This is a genomic window from Nocardioides sp. AX2bis (genome assembly GCF_902506435.1).
Taxonomy (GTDB): Bacteria; Actinomycetota; Actinomycetes; order Propionibacteriales; family Nocardioidaceae; genus Nocardioides.
Genome location: NZ_LR733215.1, coordinates 234,031 through 256,474, shown reverse-complemented (window position 1 = coordinate 256,474; position 22,444 = coordinate 234,031). Strand labels below are relative to the sequence as shown.

The following is a 22,444-nucleotide window of genomic DNA, read 5'->3' as shown; positions in this document are numbered from 1 at the left end:
GTGCCGGTATCGCCGGTGGGCGTGCCCGGTCCGGCGGTATGGCTGCGGCTGAGTGTTAGTGGGTCAGAAGGGTGGGGTGGTGTTGCGGGGTGGTGATTCGTCGGGTTGGTCGGGGTCGTCTGGGTTGTCTGCGGCCGGGGGTGACGGGTCCGGGTACGGGGTCGAGTCCGGTTCTTCGGGCAGGGGTTCGGGTGGTGGCCCGGGCGGGAGCTGGTCGATGGGGTGGGTCCCGGCGTGGGACCTCAGGTACCGCTCGCCTTGGGGACTGGTCCACAGGTACAGCCCGGGGCCGAGGACGTCGTAGTCCCAGCCCATGTGGGTCTTGGCGCGGTGGTGGGTGCGGCAGGCGGGGGCGACGTTCCCGGTCTGGGTGGGCCCTTCGGGGTACGGGATCACGTGCTCCATGTCGGTGAAGACTGCGGGGTTGGTGCACCACGGGAAGACGCAGGTGGTGTCGCGCAGCTGGGTCTGTTCCTTGAGGCGGTCGGAGCACTCGTAGGAGTCGCAGTGGATCGTCTCGGCCAGGTCCAGGACCGGCCGGATCGTGATGCTCGCCGCGGTCCGCGCCCACTCGCGGACCTGCGCGGTGGTGATCGGGCCCTTGGCGGGGTGCCGGTTGTCCAACCGCGACACCAGGGCGTCATTGACGGAGCCGGCGCCCGCCTGGAAGAGCGGGTTGAACACCCCGCCGGGGATGTGAGCGAACAACACCAGGGCCGGCCCCACCGGCCCCGCCGGCGCCGTGGGTGTCTTCCCGGTGTCGGTGTTGTCGGTGGGCAGGGTCTGCTCGCCGAGGGCGAGGGAGCCGAGGGCCATCGAGCGGCGAACGTCGAGGGACTCGGTCGATCCGTCGTCGACGTAGGCCTTCGCCCGGTCCCGGACCGCTGCTTCGAGGGCCAGGGCGTCGGCGAGGTCGAGTCCGGCGTCGAGCTGCACGGTGCCGTCGACATGCTGCGAGAGTCCGATGCGGCAGTACCTGCCGTCGGCGGCAGCCTTCCGCTTCTCCTCCGCCGCGGCGGGGTCCCACCGCAAGAGCGCCTCGTCGGTCAGGCGGCACAGCTGGGCATAAGAGATGGAGTGGGCGAACGGAGCGACGAGGCGGTCGACCTCCGCGGCGCCGTCCTCGCACAGGGCCATGGTCTTTTCCGCGACGAGCCGGGCCCGCCAGACCGGGCAGGCCCCGGAGATGACGCGTTCCCACAACAGTGGGAGCCGGTAGCGGAGCTCGAGGGTGATCGCGATCTGGTCGGCACCGGAGCGGGTGGAGACGCCTAAGACGGCGGAGATCTCGATGACCGCGGACTCGCGGACCAGGGGGCACCCGGCACCGCCGAGGGACAGGCCGTGGTCGCCGTAGCCGGCGATCCACATGGCCTCGTCGTCGCGGAGTGCTTCGTTGATCACGCACCACTCCACGATCGACTGCAGGACCGCGACCTCTGCGGCAGCGCGGACTGCACGTGCGTTCTTCACGACTGCGAGTGCGTCGGCCCTGGTGGCTTCGCGGCGGTTGTCGAGCTCGTGGACCCAGTCGAGGAACGAGGGGTCCGGGGACATGACGGCCTCCACCTGCACGTCGACGTCGAGCATCGGGTCGGGCCCGGTGCTTTGGTCTGGGGTGGTGGTCATGGATCTAGTGTAGTCGAACATGCGTTCGATCGTCAGTGGACCTATGTCCCTTGTGGAGGGGTCTCGTGACGCTCGCTGCGCTCGCTCCTCGACCACCGGTCCTGGTCTCGTGACGCTCGCTGCGCTCGCTCCTCGACCGCCGGTCCTGGTCTCGTGATGCTCGCTGCGCTCGCTCCTCGACCGCCGGTCCTGGTCTCGTGATGCTCGCTGCGCTCGCTCCTCGACCGCCGGTCCTGGTCTCGCGCCCCCCGCCCCGCCGGAGTCCGACGAGGACGGCGGCGTCGCCCGGATCACGCTCCGGCTGCCCGAGCACCTCAAGAACAAGGCCGAGGAGGCCGCGGCCGGGGCCGGGCAGTCCTTGAACACCTGGCTGGTCACCGTCGTCCGGGACGCCACCCGCGACGGAGCCGCCCGGGTCGACGTCGACCTGTCCAGCCGCCCGCTGGCCGGCGGGTTCGACCCGTTCGGCCGCCGTGCCGGCCGCCGTACGACCGGCTGGCTCTGACCACCACCGGCCACCCCACCCGAGACCGAGCCCGAGGAGCCCCCATGACCGCCGCCCGAGACCACGCCTTCGACACCACCGCCCCCGTCAGGCTCCGTGCCCGCCTGGGCCGCGGCAGCCTGACCGTCACGGCCGAGGACACCGTCAGCACGTCGGTCCGCGTGGCCGGCCAGCACGCCGGCGACGTCGTGGTCGACCTCCACGACGGGGTGCTGTCGGTGACCGCGCCCCAGCACCGCGGCTTCGTCGAGCGCGACGTCGAGGTCGACGTCGACGTCGTGCTCCCCACCGGCAGCGACCTGGACGTGCGGCTCGGCACCGCCGACCTGCGGGCCGCGGGCTCGTACGGCGCAGGCTCCCTGCGCAGCGGGAGCGGGGACCTGACGGTCGACACCCTCACGGGGGCGACCCTGGTCGAGACCGGCTCCGGCGACGTCCGCCTCGACCGCGTCCAGGGCGAGCTGCAGGTCAAGAGCGGGAGTGGCGACGTGGTCGTCGAGCACGCCTCGGCGGCCGTCGCGGTGTCCACGGGCTCCGGGGACGTCCGGCTCGGCGAGGTACAGGGCGACCTCGCGGTCAAGACCGGGTCCGGCGACCTGCACGTGGCCCGCCACCACGGCGACGTCATGATGACCAGCGGGAGTGGCGACGTCGTCGTCGACCGGGCCGCGCCCTGCACGATCAGCCTGCGCGGCGCCTCGACCGACGTGCAGGTAGCCATCCCGACGGACCTCCCCGTGTGGACCGACATCACCAGCGTCACCGGCTCGGTCCGCGCCGACACCTCCCCGCGCGGCGAGCCCACCGACGACCGCCCCCACCTGACCCTGCGGGTCAGCACCGTGAGCGGCGACGTGCACCTCGTCGACGCCTGACCCCACGACGCACCGACGCACCCCTGTCCGCCCCACGAAGGAGACCCCCGTGCACGAGTTCCGTCCGCTCGCCGAGGTCGAGGCGCGTCAGCGCTCGGCCGACCGCACCACCGCCACGCGGTACGCCCGCCCCGGCGTCCCCGGGACCACCCGCCGCAGACGCGGTCAGCCCCGCATCGACACGCCCTCGCGCCAGTAGCCCATGAACGCCACCTGTCGACGGTCGACCCCGCGCTCGCGCACCAGGTGCCGGCGCAGGCCGGTCACCACCTTCGACTCCCCCGCGATCCAGGCGTACAGGCCGTCGCGGACGTCCACCCCAGGGTCGGGCGCGATCTGCTCCCCCGAGGAGGAGTAGACCGGCGTCTCCCACACGTTCGGGTCGACCTCCTCGTCGTCGACCTCGGGCAGCTCCCGGGGGTCGACCCCCAGACGGGCGACCGTGGCCGCGTGCAGCAGGTCGCCACGCGGCGCCCCGTCCCGCGGGAGCCAGTGCACCTCCACCCCGGCCGGAGCCTCGAGGGCCTGCACGTCGGCGGAGGTCGGCACCTCGAGCAGCGCGCACCCGGCCGCCTCCGGTCCCAGGTCGCGCAGGATCCCGGCCACCGCCGGCACGGCCGTCTCGTCGGCGACCAGGAGCACCCGGTCGGTCGGCGCCGGCGCGAACTCGCGCCCGCCGAACTCGTGCCCGCGACGCGGGACCAGCACCAGCAGCCGGTCGCCCTCGCTCGCGGCGGTCGCCCACCGGTTGCCCGGCCCGTCCGGCTCCCCGGCCACGGGGTCGTGGAGGACGATGTCGACGACCAGCCGGCGGTGCTCGCCGACCCCGACCACGTCGCGGACGGTGTAGGTGCGCATGCTGCCGCGCTCCTCCTCGGGCAGCGCCTGCCACGCCTCCCACCAGTCGAGGCCGGCCATCGGCAGCTGCGGCAACGAGCCGTCGTCGCACGGGAAGATCACCTTGAACCGCTGGTCGAGCCAGCTGCCGTCGACCCCCATCTCGGCCAGGCACGGTGCGCCGAGCTCGACGCGGACGAAGGACGGCGACAGCCGCTCCACGGCGACCACCTCGACCTCCCCGAGCACGAGCGGGAGTCCGAGGTCGGGGTCGGGGTCGAGGTCGGGGTCGGTCGTCATGCGTCCTCCTGGGGGACGGGGGCGTGGGTGCGCCCGATGGGCACCACCAGCGGGGTGCCGGAGACCGGGTCGGTGATCACGGTGTTGTCGAGGCCGAAGACCTCCCGCACGGTCGCCGAGGTCACCACCTCGGCCGGGGTGCCCTCGGCCAGCACGACGCCGTCGCGCATCGCCACGAGCCGGTGGCCGTAGCGGGCCGCGAGGTTGAGGTCGTGGAGCACCATCACGATGGTGGTGCCGGAGCGGGCGTTGAGCTCGGCGAGCAGGTCCAGCATCTCGACCTGGTGCGCGACGTCGAGGTAGGTCGTCGGCTCGTCGAGCAGGAGCAGGTCGGTGCCCTGCGCCAGGGCCATCGCGATCCAGACCCGCTGGCGCTGCCCCCCGGAGAGCTCGTCGACGACGCGGTCGGCGAGGCCGGCGGTGTCGGTGAGGACCATCGCCTCCTCGACCGCCGCCCGGTCCTCGGCGCCCCAGCGGGCGAAGATGCCCTGGTGGGGGTGTCGGCCGCGGCCGACGAGGTCGGCGACGGTCACGCCGTCGGGGGCGACCGGGTTCTGGGGCAGCAGACCCAGGACCTTGGCGACCTCCTTGGTCGGGCGGCGGTGGATCACCTCGCCGTCGAGCAGCACGCTGCCACCGCGGGCCCGGACCAGCCGGGCCAGGCCCCGCAGCAGGGTCGACTTCCCGCAGGCGTTCGGGCCGACCACGACGGTCACCTGCCCGTCGAGGACCTCGAGGGTGACCTCGCGGACCACGGTGCGGTCGCCGTACCCCAGGCTCACGGCCTCGGTGCGCAGCCTGCTCATCGCACTCTCCCTCCTGCGGCGCCGCGCGCCAGCAGCCACAGCAGGAACGGTCCTCCGACCGCCCCCGTCACCACCCCGACGGGGAGCACCACGCCGGGGACCAGGTACGCCGCCGCGTAGTCGGCGAGCAGCATCAGCACGGCCCCCACCAGGGCGCCGCCCAGCAGGCTGTGCCGCCCGCCGAGCAGGGACCGGGCGATCGGCCCGGCCATGAAGGCCACGAACGACACCGGGCCCGCGGCGGCCACGGCCACCGAGGTCAGCAGCACGCCGACCAGCAGCAGGACGTCGGTGCGGTGCCGGCCCACGCCGAGCCCGGCGGCGGCGTCGTCGCCCAGCTCGAGCACCGGCAGCGCCCGGGACAGCCAGACCAGCAGGGGCAGCAGCACGGCGAGGGCCGCGGCCAGCGCCCCGATCGTCGACCAGGGCACGTTGTTGACGCTGCCGACCAGCCACCGCAGCGCCAGCTGCACGTCGTAGGTGGCCGAGCGGGCGAAGAGGTACTGCACCACCGAGACCATCGCCGCCGCCATCCCGACGCCGACCAGCACCAGGCGGTAGCCGCCGGTGGTGCCGGCCACCCACCGCACCACGACCGAGACCACGACCGCGCCGACCACGGCGAAGACCGAGACGGCGCCGTCGCGCAGGCCGAGGACGAGCAGGGCCAGCACCCCGGCCGCGCTGGCGCCCATGCTGACCCCGATCACGTCGGGGCTGGCCAGCGGGTTGCGGAGCAGGGTCTGGAACAGCGACCCGGCGCTGCCGAGGGCCAGCCCCACCAGCAGGGCCAGCACGGCCCGCGGCAGCTTGGACTCCATCACGATGAAGGTCGCGACCGGGATCTGCTCGCCGAGCACGATCCGGACGAAGTCGGGCGCGGTCACGGTGTAGTCGCCGAGCAGCACCCGGACCGCGAACGCGGCGACCAGGGCGACCAGCAGCCCGCCGATCACCAGCCGCCGGCGGCGGCGTGGACGGCGGGTGGCCACCCGCAGGTCGGGGCGGGAGGACGTCCGCACGGGCACGGCCGCGCGCAGGGTCGGGGTGCTCACAGGCCCATCCGTCCGCGCCGCACGAGCAGCAGGAAGACGGGCACGCCGACGACGGCGGTCATGATGCCGACCTGGACCTCGCCCGGCGGGAGCACCACACGACCGACGGTGTCGGCCAGCAGCACCAGCACCGCGCCGTACCCCGCCGAGAGCGGCAGCAGGAGGCGGTGGTCGGAGCCGGTGACGACCCGGACGAGGTGCGGTACGACGAGGCCGACGAAGGCGATCGGGCCGGCCACGGCGGTGGCGGTGCCGGCGAGGAGCACGATCGCGACGCCGACCAGGACCCGGTCGCGGCCGGTGTGGCGGCCCAGGCCCCGGGCGAGGTCGTCGCCGAGCGCGAGGGAGTTGAGCGTACGGCTCAGCAGCAGCGCCAGCGCGATGCCGGCCAGCAGCACCGGCGCGACCGTGCCGACCGTGTCCCAGTCGCGGCCGCCGAGGGAGCCGACCTGCCAGCGTCGCATCACGTCCAGCGTGGTCTGGTCGACCATCTGCACCGCGACCGTCCAGCTGCTCGCGGCCGCGGCGAAGGCGGCGCCGGCGACGGTCAGCGTGGCCGGGGTGGCGCCGTCCCGGCCGAGGCCGGCGATGGCGTGCACCAGGACCGAGGCGACCGCGGCCCCGAGGAACGCGAGCAGCATGTACGCCTGCAGCCCCCCGACGCCGAGGTAGACGATGCCGAGCACGATCGCCAGCGCGGCGCCGGCGTTGACGCCGAGGATGCCGGGATCGGCCAGCGGGTTGCGGGTCAGGCCCTGCATCGCGGCGCCGGCGAGCCCGAGGGCCATGCCGACGAGCACCCCGAGCACGGTGCGGACCGCCCGGGACTCGAGCACGACCCGGTCCGGACCGGCCTCGAGCAGCGCCAGCGGGGAGACCGCGCGGGAGCCCACCAGGACCGAGCCGACCGCGACGACCAGCAGCACCGCGAGCAGCACCGCGGCGGCCCGCGCCGGACCGGCCGCGGGGCGCGCCCGCGGCCGGTCCAGGACCTCCGGTGTGCTCAGCGCCATCGTCTCGTCCTCGTGGGTGGCCGGGTCAGGACCCGGAGCCGTCGCCCTCGACGGCCGCGGCGACGTTCGGCACGTAGTCCTCGAGCGCCGAGGGCAGCGACAGCGGCGACGGGGCGGAGAAACCGATGGCCTCGGTCAGGTCGACCGCGGCGTACCAGCGGTTGTCGGCGATGGCGGGGATCTGGCGGGTCAGCGGGTTGCTGGCCAGGTCCTCGACCTCCTGCTCGGAGGTGGCGTAGGTGAGGAACACGTCCGCGTCCAGCTCGGCGGCCCGCTCGGAGGAGACGTTGAAGAGGAACTGGCCCTCCTCGCTGTTCTCCTCGACGAACTCGGTGTTGACCATGCCCAGCTCGGCGAGCAGCCGCGGCCGGTTGTCCTCGGGCGTGTAGACGTAGAAGGAGGAGTTGTCGCCGGCGTTCGGGCCGCCGAAGACGAACGAGGCGCCCTCGAGCTGGGGGTGCTCCTCGGCCGTGGCGGCGAACAGCTCCTCCGTCTCGGCCTCGACCTGGTCGGCCAGCTCGCTGCGGCCCAGGGCCTGCCCGACGAGGTCGAGGGACTGCTGCCAGGTGGTCGTGTAGGGCGCCTCGGGGTAGGCCACGACGGGGATGCCGGCCTCGGTGAGCTGGTCGTACTCCTCCTGGGTCATGCCCGAGGCGGTCGCGGTGACCAGGTCGGGCTCGAGGCGCACGATCTTGTCGACCGGCACGCCGTCGGTCTCGTCGAGGCGGACGGGCTGCTCGGCGCCGTCGATCTCGGCCAGGGCCTCGTCGAAGAAGTCCGAGGAGTCGTTCTCGTTGCCGGCGTAGGTGATCTTGGCGGCGCCGACCGGGACCACGCCGAGCGACAGCGGGAAGTCGGCCTCGGCGTAGCCGACGGAGACGACACGGGTCGGCTCCTCCTCGATCGTGACCTCGCCCAGGGCGTGCTCGATGGTGACCGGGAAGGCGTCGGCGTCGACCTCGCTGGTCGGCTCGACCGCCTCGGTCGCGGCCTCGTCGGAGGGGCCGGTGCTGCAGGCGGTCAGGGTGGTCAGCGCCAGGGTGGCGGCGGCCAGGCCGGTCAGGCGGTGCAGTGGGCGCACGGTCGAGCTCCTCGGTTCGTCGGATACCGAGGTAAGGCTAACCTAACTCTGTCCGGCCGAGCGGTCCGGGTGACCCAGGTCTCAGATCGGGGTGCGGTGGAAGCCCTGGAACGACCGCGAGGGCGTCGGGCCGCGCTGGCCCTGGTAGCGCGAGCCGTAGCGCGCGGAGCCGTACGGGTGCTCGGAGGCCGACGAGAGCCGGAAGAAGCAGAACTGGCCGATCTTCATGCCGGGGTAGAGCTTGATCGGCAGCGTCGCCACGTTGGCCAGCTCCAGGGTGACGTGGCCGGAGAAGCCCGGGTCGACGAAGCCCGCGGTGGCGTGGGTGAGAAGACCGAGACGGCCCAGCGACGACTTGCCCTCGACGCGGGCGGCGACGTCGTCGGGCAGCGTGACGACCTCGTACGTCGACCCGAGCACGAACTCCCCGGGGTGCAGGATGAACGCCTCGTCCCCGTCGGGCTCGACGATCCGGGTCAGGTCGGACTGGTCGGCCGCGGGGTCGATGTGCGGGTACTTGTGGTTCTCGAAGACCCGGAAGTAGCGGTCGAGGCGCACGTCGATCGACGACGGCTGGAGCATCTCGGGGTCCCAGGGCTCCATCGCCACCCGGCCCGCGTCGATCTCGGCCAGGATGTCGCGGTCGCTGAGCAGCACGCCCGCACCCTACTGCCGCCGCAACCGTCATCTCGCGGCGCCGCGAGCGTCATCTCGGCTGTCCGCGAGCGTCATCTCGGCGGGGTGTTGGCAGGATGCGGGCGTGAGCACCGCCGCGTACCGCCGCTTCGTCGCCCTGGGCGACTCCTTCACCGAGGGCGTCGGGGACCCCGACCCCGCCCGCCCGAACGGCCTGCGCGGCTGGGCCGACCGCGTCGCCGAGGTCCTCGCGGCACGGGCCGACGAGGCCGGGCACGACTTCGGGTACGCCAACCTGGCCATCCGCGGCCGCAAGCTGCACGGGATCCTCGACGAGCAGCTCGCACCCGCGCTGGCGCTGGAGCCCGACGTCGTCACCGTCTACGCCGGCGCCAACGACATCCTGCGGCCACGGGTCGACCTCGACGCCATGGTCGCCCGGTACGACGAGGCGATCGGGCGGCTGGCCGCGACCGGCGCCCGGGTGCTCGTGTTCACCGCCTTCGACCCGGGCGGCTCGGCGATCTACCGCGCGGTGCGGGGGCGGTTCGCGCTCTACAACGAGCTGGTCCGCGCGGCCGCGGACCACCACGGCGCCGGGATCGTCGACTTCTGGCGGCTGCGGGAGTACCGCGACTGGGGGTTCTGGGACGAGGACCGGATGCACATGGGCCCGGCCGGCCACCTGCGGATGGCCACCGAGGTGCTGGCCGTCCTCGGGGTAGCCCACGACCTGCCGCCCGCCACGCCCCGCGCGGTGGTCGCGCCCGACGCCCGGCAGCGGCTGCGCGAGAACGCCGCCTGGACCCGCGAGTCCGCCCTGCCGTGGGTGCACCGCCGCCTGACCGGCCGGTCCTCGGGCGACGGGCTGGCACCCCGCTACCCCACGCTGGGGCGCCCGGTCTCCCCCGGCGGGGCCTGAGCCGGCCGCCATCGTCTATCCTCGGTCGCGACCGGTCCGCCGGTCGCCTGCGGACGTAGCTCAGTTGGTAGAGCGCGACCTTCCCAAGGTCGATGTCGCGAGTTCGAGTCTCGTCGTCCGCTCCACGTCCTCCGGGCCACGTCGGCCTGTTTTCCGAAAGATGCTGGGGCCCCTCCCCTCTGATGTGCCACCGTGGAGGCGCGGCGGGATACCCCCCGATCCCGCCGCACAGGCAGGGCGGTGGCGCACACGAGGCATCACCGCCCTGCCGCCCCGGGCCGTACGGGGGGCCAGGCGCCGGGCCTAGGCTCGGCCCGTGTCGTTCACCGGTTTCCCCGTCGCCGCGCTCGACTTCTACGACGACCTCGAGATGGACAACACCCGGTCCTACTGGGAGGCCCACCGCGCGACCTACGAGGAGTCGGTGCGGGCCCCGATGACCGCGCTGATCGACGAGCTCGCGCCCGAGTTCGCCACCCAGGGTCGGCCGGCGAAGGTCTTCCGTCCCTACCGCGACGTGCGCTTCAGCAAGGACAAGACGCCCTACAAGACCCACCAGGGCGGGTTCGTCCCGGCCGGTCCGTCGTGGGGCTGGTACGTCGAGCTCAGCCCCCGGGGGGTACGCGCCGGCGCCGGCCTCTACGAGGCCTCCGGCGAGCGGCTCGCGGCGCTGCGGGCGGCGATGGCCGACGACCGGACCGGGCCGGCGCTGCGCCGCACGCTGACCACCCTGGAGAAGGCCGGCTTCGAGGTCGGCGGGGAGCAGCTCAAGACCTCCCCGCGCGGGTACCCGGCCGACCACCCGCGGATCGGGCTGCTGCGCCACAAGACGATCGTGGTCGGGCGTGACCACGGCTTCGACCCCGTCATCCACACCCCGGAGATCGGCGCGCTGGTGCGACGCGACTGGCAGGCGCTGCGGCCGCTGGTGACCTGGGTGCAACGGGCGCTGGCCTGAGGCCGCCCACCCCGGATCACCGGGTGTTCACCCGCAGGCCGTCCCGACGCCGTACGCCCCTCGCCGCCGCGTGACCCGGCCGGGCGAGGCTGGCGCCATGGCCAAGCGCAAGGCGTACCTGCACATCGGGCTCCCCGGGGTCGGCGACGTCCTCGACACCGCCGTCCAGCGGCACCGCACGAACCTCGCCGAGCTGGACGTGCTCGTGCCGACCAAGGCCCGCGAGGAGTCGTTCCGGGCCGCGATCGAGGTGCGCCGCCGGCACCGGGAGTGGGGCTACCGCCGCAAGGAGGTCGAGGGCGCCTGGTCCGGGATCGCGCGGCGCGCCCTGAAGGGCCGCTCGACGGTGCTGGTCAGCCAGACCGCCCTGGCCGGGGCGGGCGAGGACGAGATCGACCTGCTGACCACGCAGCTGCCGGGCCTGAAGCTGCACGTCGTCGTCACCGTCACCGCGCCCGACGGCTGGGCCGAGCCGGGCGACCCCGACACCGACCTCGCCTCGGTGGTCGGCCGCTGGCAGCGCGCCGTGCGTGACCCCGACCGGCTGCACGTGGTCGTCGTGCCCCCGGGCGACGCCGGGCGCGAGGCGGCGTGGCGGGAGCTGGGCCGGGTGGTCGGGTTCGGCACCCGCTCGCTGTCCCTCGACGGCCTCGAGCCCGGGCCGGCCCCGGCCGCACGCCCGCTGGACGCCGCGGGCACCCAGCGGCTGCGCGAGCGGGCGGAGACCTGGCGCACGGCGGTGGTCACCGGCGGTCACGACGTGCGCGGCGACCTCGCCGACCTGCTGCCGCCCGCTCCCGCACCCACGCCCGACCTCGACGGCGCGCTGCTGCGCACGACCCGCGCCCTGGCCGAGGCCCGTCGCGACGTCGAACGGCTCAGCCGCCGCAACGAGACCCTCGAGGCGCGTCTCGACGAGGCCGACCAGGGTCCGCGGCGCCGCCGGTTCTCGGTCGCCTGATCCCCGGCTCCCACCGGGGTTCCGGACGGGGCGCCGGACGGGGTCAGTGCGGCTGCCAGGCGTCCTGGTCCAGCGTTCGGGCCTCGACGGCCTCGGGCAGCCGGCCCGCGGCGAGGTCGCCGATCGAGACGTCCTCGAAGACCTCGCGCAGCGCGCTGCGCGCCGCGATCCAGACCCGCTGCAGGACCTCGGTGTGGTCGTTGTAGGACACGCCCTCCGGTCGCAGGCCGTAGACGGAGACCAGCGGGCCGTCGACGGCCCGGATCACGTCGGCCACGCTGACCTCGGCGGGCTCGCGCGCCAGGCGCCACCCGCCCGACTGGCCGCGCTGGGAGCGCACGACCCCGGCCCGGCGGAGGTCGGCGAGGATCGCCTGGAGGAACCCGTGGGGGATCTCCTGGCGTCGGCCGAGCTCCTCGGCACTGATCGCCCGCTCGCCGTCGGCCCGGGCCATCTCGACCAGGGCGCGCAGCGCGTAGTCGGACTTGGCTGAGACGCGCACGCGGCCAGTCTCCCAGACGCAGCGACCCCGCGGGGCGGGCGACCTGCCTTGCGGGCCCCGGGAAGCGCCCGTACGATGATGTTACTGGTCAGTAGACCGAGCGGTAACATCGCCGCCGCACCGATCGTCACCCGCCAAGGAGCCCCCCGGACATGAGCCACTACCGCAGCAACCTGCGCGACATCGAGTTCAACCTCTTCGAGGTCCTCGGCCGCGGCGACGTCCTCGGCACCGGCCCGTTCTCCGAGGTCGACACCGACACCGCCCGCGAGATCCTGGCCGAGGTCGACCGGCTCTCCCGCGAGGACCTCGCGGCGTCGTACGTCGACAGCGACCGCACCCCGCCGGTCTTCGACCCCGCCACCCACACCGCACCGGTGCCGGCCTCGTTCGCGAAGAGCTACCACGCCTGGATGGACTCGGAGTACTGGCGCCTGCAGGTCCCCGAGGCCCTCGGCGGCCAGGCCGCCCCCTCGAGCCTGAACTGGGCGATGGGCGAGCTGGTCCTCGGCGCCAACGCACCGGTGTGGATGTACGCCGCCGGCCCGAGCTTCGCCGCGGTGGTGCACCGCAACGGCAACGAGCGCGACCAGCGGATCGCGCAGCACATGATCGACCGCCGCTGGGGCGCGACGATGGTGCTGACCGAGCCCGACGCGGGCTCCGACGTCGGCGCCGGGCGCAGCCGGGCCACGCAGAACGAGGACGGCTCCTGGAACATCGAGGGCGTCAAGCGGTTCATCACCTCGGCCGAGTCCGACCTGCAGGAGAACATCCTGCACCTCGTCCTCGCGCGCCCCGTCGGCGTCGAGGGCGTCGGCGGCCCCGGCACCAAGGGCCTGAGCCTCTTCCTGGTGCCCAAGATCCACTTCGACCACGAGACCGGCGAGCTGACCGGCGAGCGCAACGGCGTCTACGTCACGAACGTCGAGCACAAGATGGGGATCAAGGTCTCCAACACCTGCGAGGTCACCTTCGGCGACCCGTCGGTGGGCGGCGGCGAGCCCGCCAAGGGGTGGCTGCTCGGCGAGGTCCACCAGGGCATCGCGCAGATGTTCCAGGTGATCGAGAACGCCCGGATGATGGTCGGCACCAAGGCCATCGCGACCCTGTCGACCGGCTACCTGAACGCGCTTGACTACGCGAGGACCCGCGTCCAGGGCGCCGACCTGACCCGGGCCGCGGACAAGACCGCACCGCGCGTCACGATCACCCACCACCCCGACGTGCGCCGCTCGCTGATGGTGCAGAAGTCCTTCGCCGAGGCGATGCGCGCGCTGGTGCTCTACACCGCCACCTGGCAGGACGAGGTGATGCTGGCCGAGCACCGGGGCGAGAGCGCCGAGCTGGCCGCCGCCGTGAACGACCTGCTGCTGCCCATCGTCAAGGGGTACGGCTCCGAGCGCTCGTGGGTCCTGCTCGGGACCGAGTCGCTGCAGACCTTCGGCGGCTCCGGGTTCCTGCAGGAGTACCCGATCGAGCAGTACGTCCGCGACGCCAAGATCGACACGCTCTACGAGGGCACGACCGCGATCCAGGGCCAGGACTTCTTCTTCCGCAAGATCGTCAAGGACCAGGGCCGCGCCGTGGGCCACCTGACGCAGGAGATCCAGGCCTTCCTGGCCAGCGAGGCCGGCAACGGGCGTCTCAAGAACGAGCGCGCGCTGCTGGGGACCGCGCTGGAGGACGCCAACGCGATCGTCGGCCACATGATCAACGACCTGATGGCCTCCGCCGACGAGCTGTCGAACATCTACAAGGTGGGCCTCAACACCAGCCGCCTGCTGATGGTGCTCGGCGACGTCGTCTGCGCCTGGCTGCTGCTGCGCCAGGCCGACGTCGCGCTGCAGAAGCTCGACGGCGAGCCGGGCCGGGACAAGGCGTTCTACGAGGGCAAGGTCGCGGCCGCGCAGTTCTTCTGCCAGTACAACCTGCCCAAGGTGACCGCGGAGCGCGCCATCGCCGAGGCGACCGACTCCTCGATCATGGACCTCGACGAGGCCGCCTTCTAGTCGGCGACGGCGCGAGGACGTCGTAGGCTCCCCCGCATGGGACTCGGAGCAGGTGTCGTGCTGATGGTCGTCGGCGCCGTCCTCGCGCTGGACGCGATCGCGATGCCGCAGGCCGTGACGGACGTCGTGCGCACCGACGTCGTCGGGTGGATCTGCCTGGCGATGGGCGCGCTGGCGATCGTGCTCGGCGTGGTCACCAGCCGCCAGGCGCAGCGGCACCCCTCGGACCGGCGCTAGTCCTCGGGTCGGCCGGTCCGGTCCACCGGTCCGGCCCACCGGTCTGGTCGTCGGTCAAGGCGCCCCGCTGCGGTGCCGACGTCTAGCCCATGAGACTCCCCCGTCCGGCCCGCGGCACGCGCGTGGCACGGGTCCTGCGGCTGGCGGCGATCCTGGCGGTCCTGACCGCGGAGCTGGTCTTCGTCGTCCGCGTCTACCACCTCGACGACCCGGTCGAGGACCGGCGGGTCGCGCTCGCCCGGGTCCAGGCACTGCTGCCCGAGGCCCCGCGGGACGGGCTGGACGAGACGGCCGCTGCTCGGCTGGGGGCCGCGGCGGACGGGCTCGTCGCCTCCGGCGCACCGGGGGCGGACGAGGTGGTCGACGCTGTCCCGGCCGCCGTGGCCGGCGCTCCGGGCGCGGCCGCGGCGCTCCGCGAGGCCCTCGACGTGACGGGCCAGGGGGTCGAGGACCAGCGCGCCGCGGCGGACCGTGCGGTGCTGGCGCTCCTGCTCGGCCTGTTCGTGGTGGTGTGCGTCGGCTGGTTCACCTGGTTCCGACGGCTGGCGCGGCGCCACCGCGCGGTCCAGCAGGCCCTGACCGCCATCGAGGTCACTGCCCGCGGGGAACGCCGGCTGGAGGCGCTGGTGCGCAACAGCACCGACGTCGTCGCCGTCCTGGACGCCGACTCCACCGCGACCTACGTCAGCCCGTCGACGCTCCAGGTGCTCGGCCTCGAGCCCGAGGAGGTGCGCGGCAGGCGGTTCGTCGACCTCGTCGACGCGGAGGACCGCCCCCTGCTGGCCCGTGCCCTGGCCCGCCAGGAGGACCACGACCTCCTGACCCTGCGCGCGGTCCATGCCGGCGGGCGGCCCCTCGTGCTCGAGGCCACCGTCAAGGACCTGCACCAGGAGCCCAGCGTCGGCGGCTGGGTGCTGACGGTGCGCGACGTCACCGACCGCCGCAGGCTCGAGGAGAGCCTGACCCACCAGGCCTTCCACGACGCCCTCACCGGCCTGGCGAACCGCCAGCTGTTCACCGACCGGCTCGACCACGCCCTGCAGCGTCGGGAGTCCGTCGGAGGCGAGCTCTCGGTGCTCTTCCTCGACATCGACGACTTCAAGGTGGTCAACGACAGCCTGGGCCACCAGGCCGGCGACGAGCTCCTGGTCGCCGCGGCGCAGCGGATGGGCGCGGCGTTCCGCCCGCAGGACACGGTGGCGCGTCTCGGCGGGGACGAGTTCGCCGTGCTGCTCGACGACACCGACCTCGACGCCGCCGGCGATGCTGCCCGGCTGGTGCTCGAGACCCTCGACGGGACGTTCGTGGTGGGCGGCCGACGGCACCGGCTCCAGGCCAGCGTGGGGCTGGCCGGCACCGCCACCGGAGCGCGGACGAGCCGGGAGCTGATGCGCAACGCGGACGTGGCGATGTACCACGCGAAGTCTCAGGGCAAGGGGTGCCTGGCGCTCTACGACGAGTCGTTGCACGCGCGGGCGATGGAGCTCCTGGCCCTGCGCGGCGAGCTGGCCGAGGCGATCCCCGGCGGCCAGCTCCTGCTGCACTTCCAGCCGACGGTGGCGCTCGAGAGCCAGAGCGTGACGGGGTTCGAGGCGCTCGTGCGGTGGCAGCACCCGGAGCGCGGCCTGCTGATGCCCGACGACTTCATCCCGGTGGCCGAGCAGTCCGGGCTCGTGGTGCCCCTCGGCGCCTGGGTGCTGGCCGAGGCCTGCCGCGCCGGCGCCGCGCTGGACCGCGAGGGCGGCCCGCTGTTCATGGCGGTCAACGTCGCCGCGCAGCAGCTGACCCACCCGGCCTTCCACGACACCGTGGTCGACGCCCTGGCCGCCAGCGGGCTGCCGGCGGAGCGCCTGGTGCTGGAGGTCACCGAGACCGTCATCCTCGACGACGTCGAGCGCGGCGTCGCCACCCTCGCCGCGCTGCGCGGGCTCGGCGTCCGGGTCGCCATCGACGACTTCGGCACCGGGTACAACTCGCTGTCCAACCTCGCGGTGCTCCCCGTGGACGTCCTCAAGGTGGACCGGTCGTTCGTGCAGCGCCTGGGCGGCTCCGAGGACGCCTCCTCGCTGGTCGAGGCCATCCTGGCGATGAGCGACGCGCTGCGCCTGGAGACCGTGGCCGAGGGCGTCGAGCTGGCCCAGCAGGCCACGTGGTTGCGCGAGCACCGCGCGGTGATGGCCCAGGGCTTCCTCTGGTCGCGCCCGGTCGCCCTGGAGGAGGCGCGGTCCATCCTGGTCGCCGGCGTCCCCCGCACCGGGGGCGCCGACCCCGCCGGGTCGGCTGCCGGGCAGGAGACGACGGTCGAGGCGGTCGTCGCCGCCGTCGAGATCAGCCGGCTCGACACCGGCTCGAGCGCCCCGACCTCCCTGCCGGGGTGAGGACGGGCCCGGTCACCGCATCCCGGCGCGGGCGGCCCGGCGTACGGCCTCGCTCAACCGGTCCAGGGCGGGCGCGTCGAGACGCCAGCGCTGCCAGTGCAGGGCGACGTCGACCGGGTCGGGCCCGAGGTCGACCACCTCGTCCGCGGCCCGCATCGGGGCCAGCTGCGGCTCGGGCAGCATGCCCCAGCCGAGGCCGAGCCGGACCGCCTCGGCGAAGTCGGCCGAGGTCGGCACCCGGTGCACCACCGGGGGCTCGGGCAGCCCGCGGGCCCGCAGGACGGCGTGCTGCAGGTCGTCCTGCTCGTTGAGGACCACCATCGGCAGGCCGGCGGGGGCGTCGGGGGCCGGCCCGTCCGGGAGGAGGGAGCGCGCTGCCACGGCGTGGTAGCGCAGCACCCCGAGAGGCTCGCTCGAGCAGCCCTGCACGGCCCCCGGCTCCGAGGTCACCGCACCGAGCGCGTCACCGCGGCGGAGCAGGTCGGCCGAGTACGCCTGGTCCTCCACGTGCAGCCGCAGCGCGACGACCGAGCCGTCCGGCGCAGGACGGGCCAGCTCGGCCAGGACCCCCCTGAACCAGGTGGCCAGCGCGTCGGCGCTGACGGCCACGGTCAGCACCACCGGGCCCGCACCGGTCCCGGCCAGGACCTGCGCGGCCTCCGCACGCAGCAGCGCCGTCTGCCGGGCCAGCCGGACCAGCGCCTCGCCCGCGACGGTCGGGCGGCAGGGCGTCGTACGCCGGACCAGCACCTGCCCGGCGGCCTGCTCGAGCGAGCGGATCCGTTGGCTCACCGCCGACGGCGTGACGTGCAGGTGGCGGGCCGCGGCCTCGAACGTGCCGTGGTCGACGATCGCGGCCAGGGCGGCGAGCTGGGCGGGGGCGGGATCCACCCGACCGATCATAAGCGCGGCTGATGATCGTGAAGATTGTTTCGCTGGCCTGAACGGTCCGGCGCACCTACCGTCGGTCCCGTGCTCGTCTCCCTCCTCGCCCCGGCCACCGCCCCGGCCACCGCGGCGGCCACCGCGGCCCTCACCGGCATGGTCACCGGCCTCGCCCTGATCGTGGCCATCGGCGCCCAGAACGCCTTCGTCCTGCGGCAGGGCCTGGCCCGGGCCCACGTCGGCACGGTCGTCGCCATCTGCCTGGCCTCCGACGCCGTCCTGATCCTGGCCGGGGTGGCCGGCGTGGGCGCGCTGGTGCAGCAGGCCGGGTGGCTGCTCGAGGCCGTGCGGTGGGGCGGCGTGGTGTTCCTGGCCGTCTTCGGCCTGCTCTCGCTGCGCCGGGCGGCCCGCCCGGACGTGCTCCGCGCCGCCGAGTCCGGCGCCGGCACCCGCCGCAAGGCCGTGCTGACCGCGCTCGCGCTGACCTGGCTCAACCCGCACGTCTACCTCGACACCGTGCTGTTCCTGGGCTCGGTGGCCACCACGCAGGGGCCCGGCGAGCGGTGGTGGTTCGGGCTGGGCGCGGTGCTCGGCAGCGCCGTGTGGTTCGTCGGGCTGGGCTACGGCGCGCACCGGGCCCACCGCCTGCTCTCCCGCCCGCGCTCCTGGCAGGTCCTCGACGCCCTGATCGGTGTCGTCATGCTGCTGCTCGCCGTGACCCTCGCCCGGACCGACCTAGGCTGAGCGGCATGAGCTCCGCCGCGGTCGCCCCCTGGACCCTCGCCGACGTGCCCGACCAGGCCGGGCGGACGGCCGTGGTCACCGGACCCAGCCTCGGCGGCCTGGGCCACCACACCGCGCTCGAGCTGGCCCGGCGCGGCGCGCGCGTCGTCCTGGCCGGGCGCAACGCCGACAAGCTCGACGCCACCGCCCGAGCGGTCACCGCCGAGCTGGGTGGCGACCAGCCCGCCCCCGAGCAGCTGGTCGTCGACCTCGCCGACCTGACGTCGGTGCGTGCGGCCGCCCGCAGGGCCGCCGACCTGGGTCCGCTGCACCTGCTGGTCAACAACGCCGGCGTGATGGGCACCCCGGAGCGCCGCACCCCCGACGGGCTCGAGCTGCAGATGGCCACGAACCACTTCGGTCCGTTCCTGCTGACCGGCCTGCTGCTGCCGCAGCTGGTGGCGGCGGAGGACGCCCGCGTGGTCACGGTCTCCTCCCTGATGCACCGCCGCGCCCGATCGGCGCCGCTCGACGACCCCCGCCAGCAGGGCCGCTACCGCAAGTGGCAGGCCTACGCGCAGTCCAAGCTGGCCAACCTGCTGTTCACCTTCGAGCTCGAGCGCCGCCTGCGCGACGCCGGCCTGCCGATCAGCGCCCTGGCCGCCCACCCCGGCTTCGCCGGCTCCCACCTGGCCGCGAACGGGCAGTTCGGCGGTGCCGCCGGGGGCCTGGCCGGGCGGGCCTCCACGGTCTACGACGCCGCCGTCCGCGCGGTCGCCCAGCCGGTCGCCGCCGGCGCGTGGCCGACCCTGATGGCCGCCACCGCCGACCTCCCGGGCGGCACGTACTGCGGCCCCGACGGGCCCGGTCAGATGCGCGGGCGACCGCAGGTCGTCACGGCCAGCAGCGCAGCGCAGGACCCGGAGGCGCAGCGGGCGCTGTGGGATCTCAGCGAGCGGACCGTGGGGCTGACCTGGCCATGACGTCGGCGACGACGTTGCCCTTGGCGTCGGCGTAGGCGTTCATGTCGGGCCAGTCCTGCGCGACCAGCCGACGCTTCGTGCGCTCGTAGAGCACGCGGTCCTCCTCGGAGGACCTCAGACGGTCCCGGAACCGGACCTTGTCCTGCGCCTCGGCGTCCCCGACCTCGTGGACGTGCACGTGGACGTCGAGCTCCGGCGTGCGGACCATCCGGTGGCCCGGCTCCCGCACGCGCAGCAGGTACCCCGCGTCGATCAGCGGCACCAGGTAGTCCTCCTCCGCGGTGATGTCCTCCACCGTCACCAGCACGTCGAGGATCGGCTTCGCCGCCAGCCCGGGCACCGACGTCGAGCCGACGTGCTCGACGGAGACGGCGTGCACGCCGAGCGCGGTGCAGATGCGCGTCTCGTGCTCGGCGTAGCGCTGGGGCCACGCGGGGTCGTACTCGTCGAGGACGAGCTCGCGCTTCTCGATCCCGCCGACGAGCTCGACGGTGGTGACGTCCGGACGGCGGGGGGTTCGGGGTGTGCTCACCCGCCGATGGTCCCCCGGCGCGCTCGAGTCCGCTGCTGGTGGTCGGCGTCGCCAGCGGCAGCACGGGGTAGTCCCTGACGAGATCGTCCTGATCCGGCGTCGCGGAGGACGATCTCGTCAGGGACTATCACCTGCAGGACGTCACCCGGTCAGTCCTCCGCCAGCGTCGGGAACCGGTCGACCACGCGCACCAGCCCGCCCGCGGTGGCGACCGTGGCAGCGGCGTCGGCACCGAGCAGCACGCCGCCGCGGCGGCCGGCGTAGGCCGGGCCGGTGCCGGCACGGGCGGCGAAGCGGAGGTCGCCGGTCCGGGCGTCGAGGCCGGTGAGGTACCACGCGTCGACGCCCCACCAGCTCGGACGGACGGCCCAGGCGTGCACCAGGCCGGTGACCGGGGAGACGGCCGGTCGCACCGAGGGCGACGCCACGTCGGAGGTCCAGGTCGTGCGGCACTCCCCGTCGACGAGGTCGACCCGGACCAGGCCGCCCGCGGGGGCGCGGCCCAGCAGCGTGCTGCGCGGGCCGGTCCAGCCGGCGGCGTTGGCCACGACCACCCCGGCGCCGTCGACCGGCACCGGGTCGGCCTCCACGGCGCTGGCGTCGTCCTCGAAGAGCGCGGTCTGGCAGACCAGCGAGCCGTCCCCGGCCCGCACCAGGCGCAGCTGCACCCGCGGGTCGGCGTTGTCGGTCATGGCGAGCAGGGGCCCCGACTCCTCCGTGCCGTCGAGCAGCACCGCGGCGGTGCCGCCGCCCTGGCTGACCTGGCCGGTGCGGACACCGGTCCCCGCGTCGTAGACCGACCGCCAGCGCACCTCGAGCCGACCGGCCGGGTCGCGCCCGACGGCGGCGAGCACCTGCGTGGTGACCACGTAGGCGGTGCCGTCGACGGCGGTCACCGGGTTGGCCACCGTCCCGGGCAGCCGCAACGACGCGACGCCGTCCGAGGGGTCGACGACGCCGACCCGGCCGGCGGACCCGGCCCACCACAGCCCGGTCGCGTCGGGGGCCACGGCGACCAGGCACTCCCCCTCGGCCAGCTCCCCGCGCAGGTCGGTCGAGGCGGCGAGAGTGAGGTCGGGCTCGCCTGCGGCGTCGGTGGTCGCCAGCACGTCGAGCGCGCCGGCCGCGGTCCCCACGACCACCTGCTCCCCCACGACCGCGAGCGCCCGCCCGCACCGGGCCGGCGCGCCCGGCGGCGCCGGTGGCAGGTCCCGGGAGACCAGCGGCCGCAGGGTGACCGGGTCGAGGACCCGCAGCACGCGGTCCCCGCCGCCGGGCTCGTCGTCCTCGCCGCCCTCGGCGCAGACCGCGACGAGCAGGCCCGTGGGCAGGGCGGTCAGGTCCCCGCAGTCGGCGCCGCCGAACCACGCCCCGCCCACCTCCGGGGAGTCCCCCAGCGGGCCCGGCGGGCCCGGCGCGACCGCGGGCAGCGGGTCGGCCACCGCGGCCCGGCCGAGGAACGACGGCGTCACCCAGGTGCCGGTCGACGGCGGCAGCGGCAGCCGACCGGCGGGCGCGAGGACGAGGACCGCGCCGAGCGTGCCGACGACGACCGCGACGCCCAAGGCGACCTTCCACCAGCCCCAGGAAGCCGGACGCAGCCAGCCGCGCACGCGCGCACCGACGCGGGGCAGCACCAGCAGGAGGACCCCGAGGAGCAGGGCGGCGGGGCCGAGCACCCGGAGGAGCAGCAGCCAGGCCACCAGCGCGGCACCGACCGCGAGGACCCGCCCGATCCCGGCGACCCCGGCCCCGGAGGTCCCGGATGCCCCGGAGGCCCCGGAGGTCCCGGGGAGCCTCACCGCCCGCGCGGGCCGAAGACCGGGGCGACCTTCGCCAGCGCGGCCTCCCGGGCGACCTTCGTGTTGCGCGCCCCCAGCAGGAACGCCTGCTCGACGCGCTCCCGGGCGAAGGTACGCCGCGGGCTGGCCGACCAGGTCGCGTCGAACAGGCGCTTGGTGGCCGCGAGCTGGTCCGGCGAGCGCTGCACGAGACGGGCGGCGAGCTCGTGGGCCGCGGCGACGGGGTCGCTGTCCAGCTCGCTGACCAGCCCGAGGTCGTGGGCCTGCTTGCCGCTGACCACCTCCGCGGTCATCGTCAGCCGCTTGGCGACGTCGATGCCGACCAGCTGGGAGAGGCTGGCGATGCCGCTCATGTCGGGCACGATCCCCCACTTGCCCTCCAGCACCGACCACGACGAGTCGGGCGTCGCGATGCGGAAGTCCGCAGCCAGCGCGATCTGCAGGCCGCCACCGAGGCAGTGGCCGTGCACCGCGGCGACGACCGGGACCGGCAGCCGGCGCCAGGCCCAGCAGGCCTCCTGGAAGGTGTTGGTGCCGCGCCACGGCCGTGGGACGAAGGCGCGGGCGACGCCGACCGGGTGCCGCATCACCGAGCCGAAGTCGAGGCCGGCGCAGAAGGCGTCGCCCTCGCCGGAGAGGACCACGGCGCGCAGGTGCCGGTCGCGGCGCAGCCGCCGGGCGGTGGCGACGAGGTCGTCGAGGATCGGCAGGGTCAGGGCGTTGAGCTTGTCCGGCCGGGCGAGCCGGACGTGGGCGACGCCGTCCTCGACCGCGCAGGAGACGTGGGCAGCGGGGCTCGACATGGAGGCAGC

The 22,444-nt window shown here is 74.6% G+C and carries 23 protein-coding genes and 1 tRNA gene; 12 read left to right on the top strand and 12 right to left on the bottom strand.

Features of this window, described 5'->3' with window-relative positions; all coding sequences use genetic code 11:
- Window positions 1-63: 63 nt before the first annotated feature.
- Window positions 64-1,629, bottom strand: a complete 1,566-nt coding sequence (locus GV155_RS01275; protein WP_160004530.1) for an HNH endonuclease signature motif containing protein — start codon at window positions 1,627-1,629, stop codon at window positions 64-66.
- A 163-nt stretch (window positions 1,630-1,792) separates the two neighbouring features.
- On the opposite strand from GV155_RS01275, the gene GV155_RS21030 reads away from it, so the two are divergent.
- The 3 genes from GV155_RS21030 to GV155_RS01260 are packed head-to-tail and all read left to right on the top strand — an operon-like array spanning window position 1,793 to window position 3,208.
- The gene (locus tag GV155_RS21030) at window positions 1,793-2,134 is read left to right on the top strand and encodes a toxin-antitoxin system HicB family antitoxin (RefSeq protein ID WP_160010666.1); all 342 of its coding nucleotides are present in this window, start codon (window positions 1,793-1,795) and stop codon (window positions 2,132-2,134) included.
- A 44-nt stretch (window positions 2,135-2,178) separates the two neighbouring features.
- Window positions 2,179-3,009, top strand: a complete 831-nt coding sequence (locus tag GV155_RS01265; protein WP_160004528.1) for a DUF4097 family beta strand repeat-containing protein — start codon at window positions 2,179-2,181, stop codon at window positions 3,007-3,009.
- A gap of 49 nt (window positions 3,010-3,058) precedes the next feature.
- Window positions 3,059-3,208, top strand: a complete 150-nt coding sequence (locus GV155_RS01260; RefSeq protein WP_160004526.1) for a hypothetical protein — start codon at window positions 3,059-3,061, stop codon at window positions 3,206-3,208.
- Here the strand turns inward: GV155_RS01260 and GV155_RS01255 are convergent.
- The 6 genes from GV155_RS01255 to dcd form a co-directional block, all read right to left on the bottom strand.
- Window positions 3,175-4,146: a siderophore-interacting protein gene (locus tag GV155_RS01255; RefSeq protein WP_160004524.1), complete on the bottom strand. Its 972-nt coding sequence runs from the start codon at window positions 4,144-4,146 to the stop codon at window positions 3,175-3,177. The two genes, GV155_RS01260 and GV155_RS01255, sit on opposite strands and share 34 nt — an antisense overlap.
- On the bottom strand, window positions 4,143-4,952 hold the full coding sequence (locus GV155_RS01250; RefSeq protein ID WP_160004522.1) for an ABC transporter ATP-binding protein: 810 nt from the start codon (window positions 4,950-4,952) through the stop codon (window positions 4,143-4,145). The genes GV155_RS01255 and GV155_RS01250 overlap by 4 nt, the downstream gene beginning before the upstream one ends.
- Window positions 4,949-6,007: a FecCD family ABC transporter permease gene (locus GV155_RS01245; protein ID WP_236553810.1), complete on the bottom strand. Its 1,059-nt coding sequence runs from the start codon at window positions 6,005-6,007 to the stop codon at window positions 4,949-4,951. The genes GV155_RS01250 and GV155_RS01245 overlap by 4 nt, the downstream gene beginning before the upstream one ends.
- Window positions 6,004-7,020, bottom strand: a complete 1,017-nt coding sequence (locus GV155_RS01240) for a FecCD family ABC transporter permease (protein ID WP_160004520.1) — start codon at window positions 7,018-7,020, stop codon at window positions 6,004-6,006. Before GV155_RS01240 ends, GV155_RS01245 begins: the two co-directional genes overlap by 4 nt.
- A gap of 25 nt (window positions 7,021-7,045) precedes the next feature.
- Window positions 7,046-8,101: an ABC transporter substrate-binding protein gene (locus GV155_RS01235; RefSeq protein ID WP_160004518.1), complete on the bottom strand. Its 1,056-nt coding sequence runs from the start codon at window positions 8,099-8,101 to the stop codon at window positions 7,046-7,048.
- Between the two features lie 81 nt (window positions 8,102-8,182).
- Window positions 8,183-8,758, bottom strand: a complete 576-nt coding sequence (dcd, locus tag GV155_RS01230) for a dCTP deaminase (protein WP_160004516.1) — start codon at window positions 8,756-8,758, stop codon at window positions 8,183-8,185.
- A 103-nt stretch (window positions 8,759-8,861) separates the two neighbouring features.
- On the opposite strand from dcd, the gene GV155_RS01225 reads away from it, so the two are divergent.
- The 4 genes from GV155_RS01225 to GV155_RS01210 all read left to right on the top strand — a co-directional run bounded on the left by GV155_RS01225 (window position 8,862) and on the right by GV155_RS01210 (window position 11,578).
- Complete coding sequence (locus GV155_RS01225) at window positions 8,862-9,659, top strand: SGNH/GDSL hydrolase family protein (protein ID WP_236553809.1); 798 nt, start codon at window positions 8,862-8,864, stop codon at window positions 9,657-9,659.
- A gap of 49 nt (window positions 9,660-9,708) precedes the next feature.
- A tRNA-Gly gene (locus tag GV155_RS01220) sits at window positions 9,709-9,784 on the top strand.
- 191 nt (window positions 9,785-9,975) lie between these two features.
- On the top strand, window positions 9,976-10,617 hold the full coding sequence (locus tag GV155_RS01215) for a DUF2461 domain-containing protein (RefSeq protein WP_160004512.1): 642 nt from the start codon (window positions 9,976-9,978) through the stop codon (window positions 10,615-10,617).
- A 97-nt stretch (window positions 10,618-10,714) separates the two neighbouring features.
- Window positions 10,715-11,578: a hypothetical protein gene (locus tag GV155_RS01210; protein ID WP_160004510.1), complete on the top strand. Its 864-nt coding sequence runs from the start codon at window positions 10,715-10,717 to the stop codon at window positions 11,576-11,578.
- A 43-nt stretch (window positions 11,579-11,621) separates the two neighbouring features.
- Here the strand turns inward: GV155_RS01210 and GV155_RS01205 are convergent, their stop codons facing one another.
- Window positions 11,622-12,080 carry an RrF2 family transcriptional regulator gene (locus GV155_RS01205; RefSeq protein WP_160004508.1) on the bottom strand — a complete coding sequence of 153 codons (459 nt, stop codon included), beginning with the start codon at window positions 12,078-12,080 and terminating at the stop codon, window positions 11,622-11,624.
- Window positions 12,081-12,232: 152 nt separating this feature from the next.
- On the opposite strand from GV155_RS01205, the gene GV155_RS01200 reads away from it, so the two are divergent.
- The 3 genes from GV155_RS01200 to GV155_RS01190 all read left to right on the top strand — a co-directional run bounded on the left by GV155_RS01200 (window position 12,233) and on the right by GV155_RS01190 (window position 16,707).
- Window positions 12,233-14,092, top strand: coding sequence for an acyl-CoA dehydrogenase (locus GV155_RS01200; RefSeq protein WP_160004506.1), 1,860 nt, complete (start codon window positions 12,233-12,235; stop codon window positions 14,090-14,092).
- A gap of 36 nt (window positions 14,093-14,128) precedes the next feature.
- A complete protein-coding gene (locus GV155_RS01195) occupies window positions 14,129-14,329 on the top strand; it encodes a DUF6458 family protein (RefSeq protein ID WP_160004504.1) in 201 nt (66 codons plus the stop codon).
- A gap of 89 nt (window positions 14,330-14,418) precedes the next feature.
- Window positions 14,419-16,707: a putative bifunctional diguanylate cyclase/phosphodiesterase gene (locus tag GV155_RS01190; RefSeq protein WP_160004502.1), complete on the top strand. Its 2,289-nt coding sequence runs from the start codon at window positions 14,419-14,421 to the stop codon at window positions 16,705-16,707.
- 12 nt (window positions 16,708-16,719) lie between these two features.
- On the opposite strand, the gene GV155_RS01185 is transcribed toward GV155_RS01190, so the two are convergent.
- The gene (locus GV155_RS01185; RefSeq protein ID WP_236553808.1) at window positions 16,720-17,598 is read right to left on the bottom strand and encodes an ArgP/LysG family DNA-binding transcriptional regulator; all 879 of its coding nucleotides are present in this window, start codon (window positions 17,596-17,598) and stop codon (window positions 16,720-16,722) included.
- Between the two features lie 81 nt (window positions 17,599-17,679).
- On the opposite strand from GV155_RS01185, the gene GV155_RS01180 reads away from it, so the two are divergent.
- A complete protein-coding gene (locus GV155_RS01180) occupies window positions 17,680-18,336 on the top strand; it encodes a LysE/ArgO family amino acid transporter (RefSeq protein WP_328820780.1) in 657 nt (218 codons plus the stop codon).
- A gap of 5 nt (window positions 18,337-18,341) precedes the next feature.
- The gene (locus tag GV155_RS01175; RefSeq protein WP_160004498.1) at window positions 18,342-19,298 is read left to right on the top strand and encodes an oxidoreductase; all 957 of its coding nucleotides are present in this window, start codon (window positions 18,342-18,344) and stop codon (window positions 19,296-19,298) included.
- Here GV155_RS01175 and GV155_RS01170 read toward each other — a convergent pair.
- The 3 genes from GV155_RS01170 to GV155_RS01155 form a co-directional block, all read right to left on the bottom strand.
- Window positions 19,264-19,830 carry a GrpB family protein gene (locus tag GV155_RS01170; protein WP_160004496.1) on the bottom strand — a complete coding sequence of 189 codons (567 nt, stop codon included), beginning with the start codon at window positions 19,828-19,830 and terminating at the stop codon, window positions 19,264-19,266. The two genes, GV155_RS01175 and GV155_RS01170, sit on opposite strands and share 35 nt — an antisense overlap.
- A 149-nt stretch (window positions 19,831-19,979) precedes the next feature.
- Complete coding sequence (locus GV155_RS01165; RefSeq protein WP_201300011.1) at window positions 19,980-21,632, bottom strand: hypothetical protein; 1,653 nt, start codon at window positions 21,630-21,632, stop codon at window positions 19,980-19,982.
- Window positions 21,629-22,435, bottom strand: a complete 807-nt coding sequence (locus GV155_RS01155; RefSeq protein ID WP_160004492.1) for a crotonase/enoyl-CoA hydratase family protein — start codon at window positions 22,433-22,435, stop codon at window positions 21,629-21,631. The genes GV155_RS01165 and GV155_RS01155 overlap by 4 nt, the downstream gene beginning before the upstream one ends.
- Window positions 22,436-22,444 lie beyond the last annotated feature (9 nt).

Excerpts from the sequence above, each read along its gene's own strand:
- GV155_RS01275 (WP_160004530.1), bottom strand. The coding sequence starts at position 1,629 with ATGACCACCACCCCAGACCAAAGCACCGGGCCCGACCCGATGCTCGAC.
- GV155_RS01265 (WP_160004528.1), top strand. The coding sequence starts at position 2,179 with ATGACCGCCGCCCGAGACCACGCCTTCGACACCACCGCCCCCGTCAGG.
- GV155_RS01255 (WP_160004524.1), bottom strand. The coding sequence starts at position 4,146 with ATGACGACCGACCCCGACCTCGACCCCGACCCCGACCTCGGACTCCCG.
- GV155_RS01250 (WP_160004522.1), bottom strand. The coding sequence starts at position 4,952 with ATGAGCAGGCTGCGCACCGAGGCCGTGAGCCTGGGGTACGGCGACCGC.
- GV155_RS01240 (WP_160004520.1), bottom strand. The coding sequence starts at position 7,020 with ATGGCGCTGAGCACACCGGAGGTCCTGGACCGGCCGCGGGCGCGCCCC.
- GV155_RS01210 (WP_160004510.1), top strand. The coding sequence starts at position 10,715 with ATGGCCAAGCGCAAGGCGTACCTGCACATCGGGCTCCCCGGGGTCGGC.
- GV155_RS01200 (WP_160004506.1), top strand. The coding sequence starts at position 12,233 with ATGAGCCACTACCGCAGCAACCTGCGCGACATCGAGTTCAACCTCTTC.
- GV155_RS01195 (WP_160004504.1), top strand. The coding sequence starts at position 14,129 with ATGGGACTCGGAGCAGGTGTCGTGCTGATGGTCGTCGGCGCCGTCCTC.
- GV155_RS01190 (WP_160004502.1), top strand. The coding sequence starts at position 14,419 with ATGAGACTCCCCCGTCCGGCCCGCGGCACGCGCGTGGCACGGGTCCTG.
- GV155_RS01175 (WP_160004498.1), top strand. The coding sequence starts at position 18,342 with ATGAGCTCCGCCGCGGTCGCCCCCTGGACCCTCGCCGACGTGCCCGAC.
- GV155_RS01155 (WP_160004492.1), bottom strand. The coding sequence starts at position 22,435 with ATGTCGAGCCCCGCTGCCCACGTCTCCTGCGCGGTCGAGGACGGCGTC.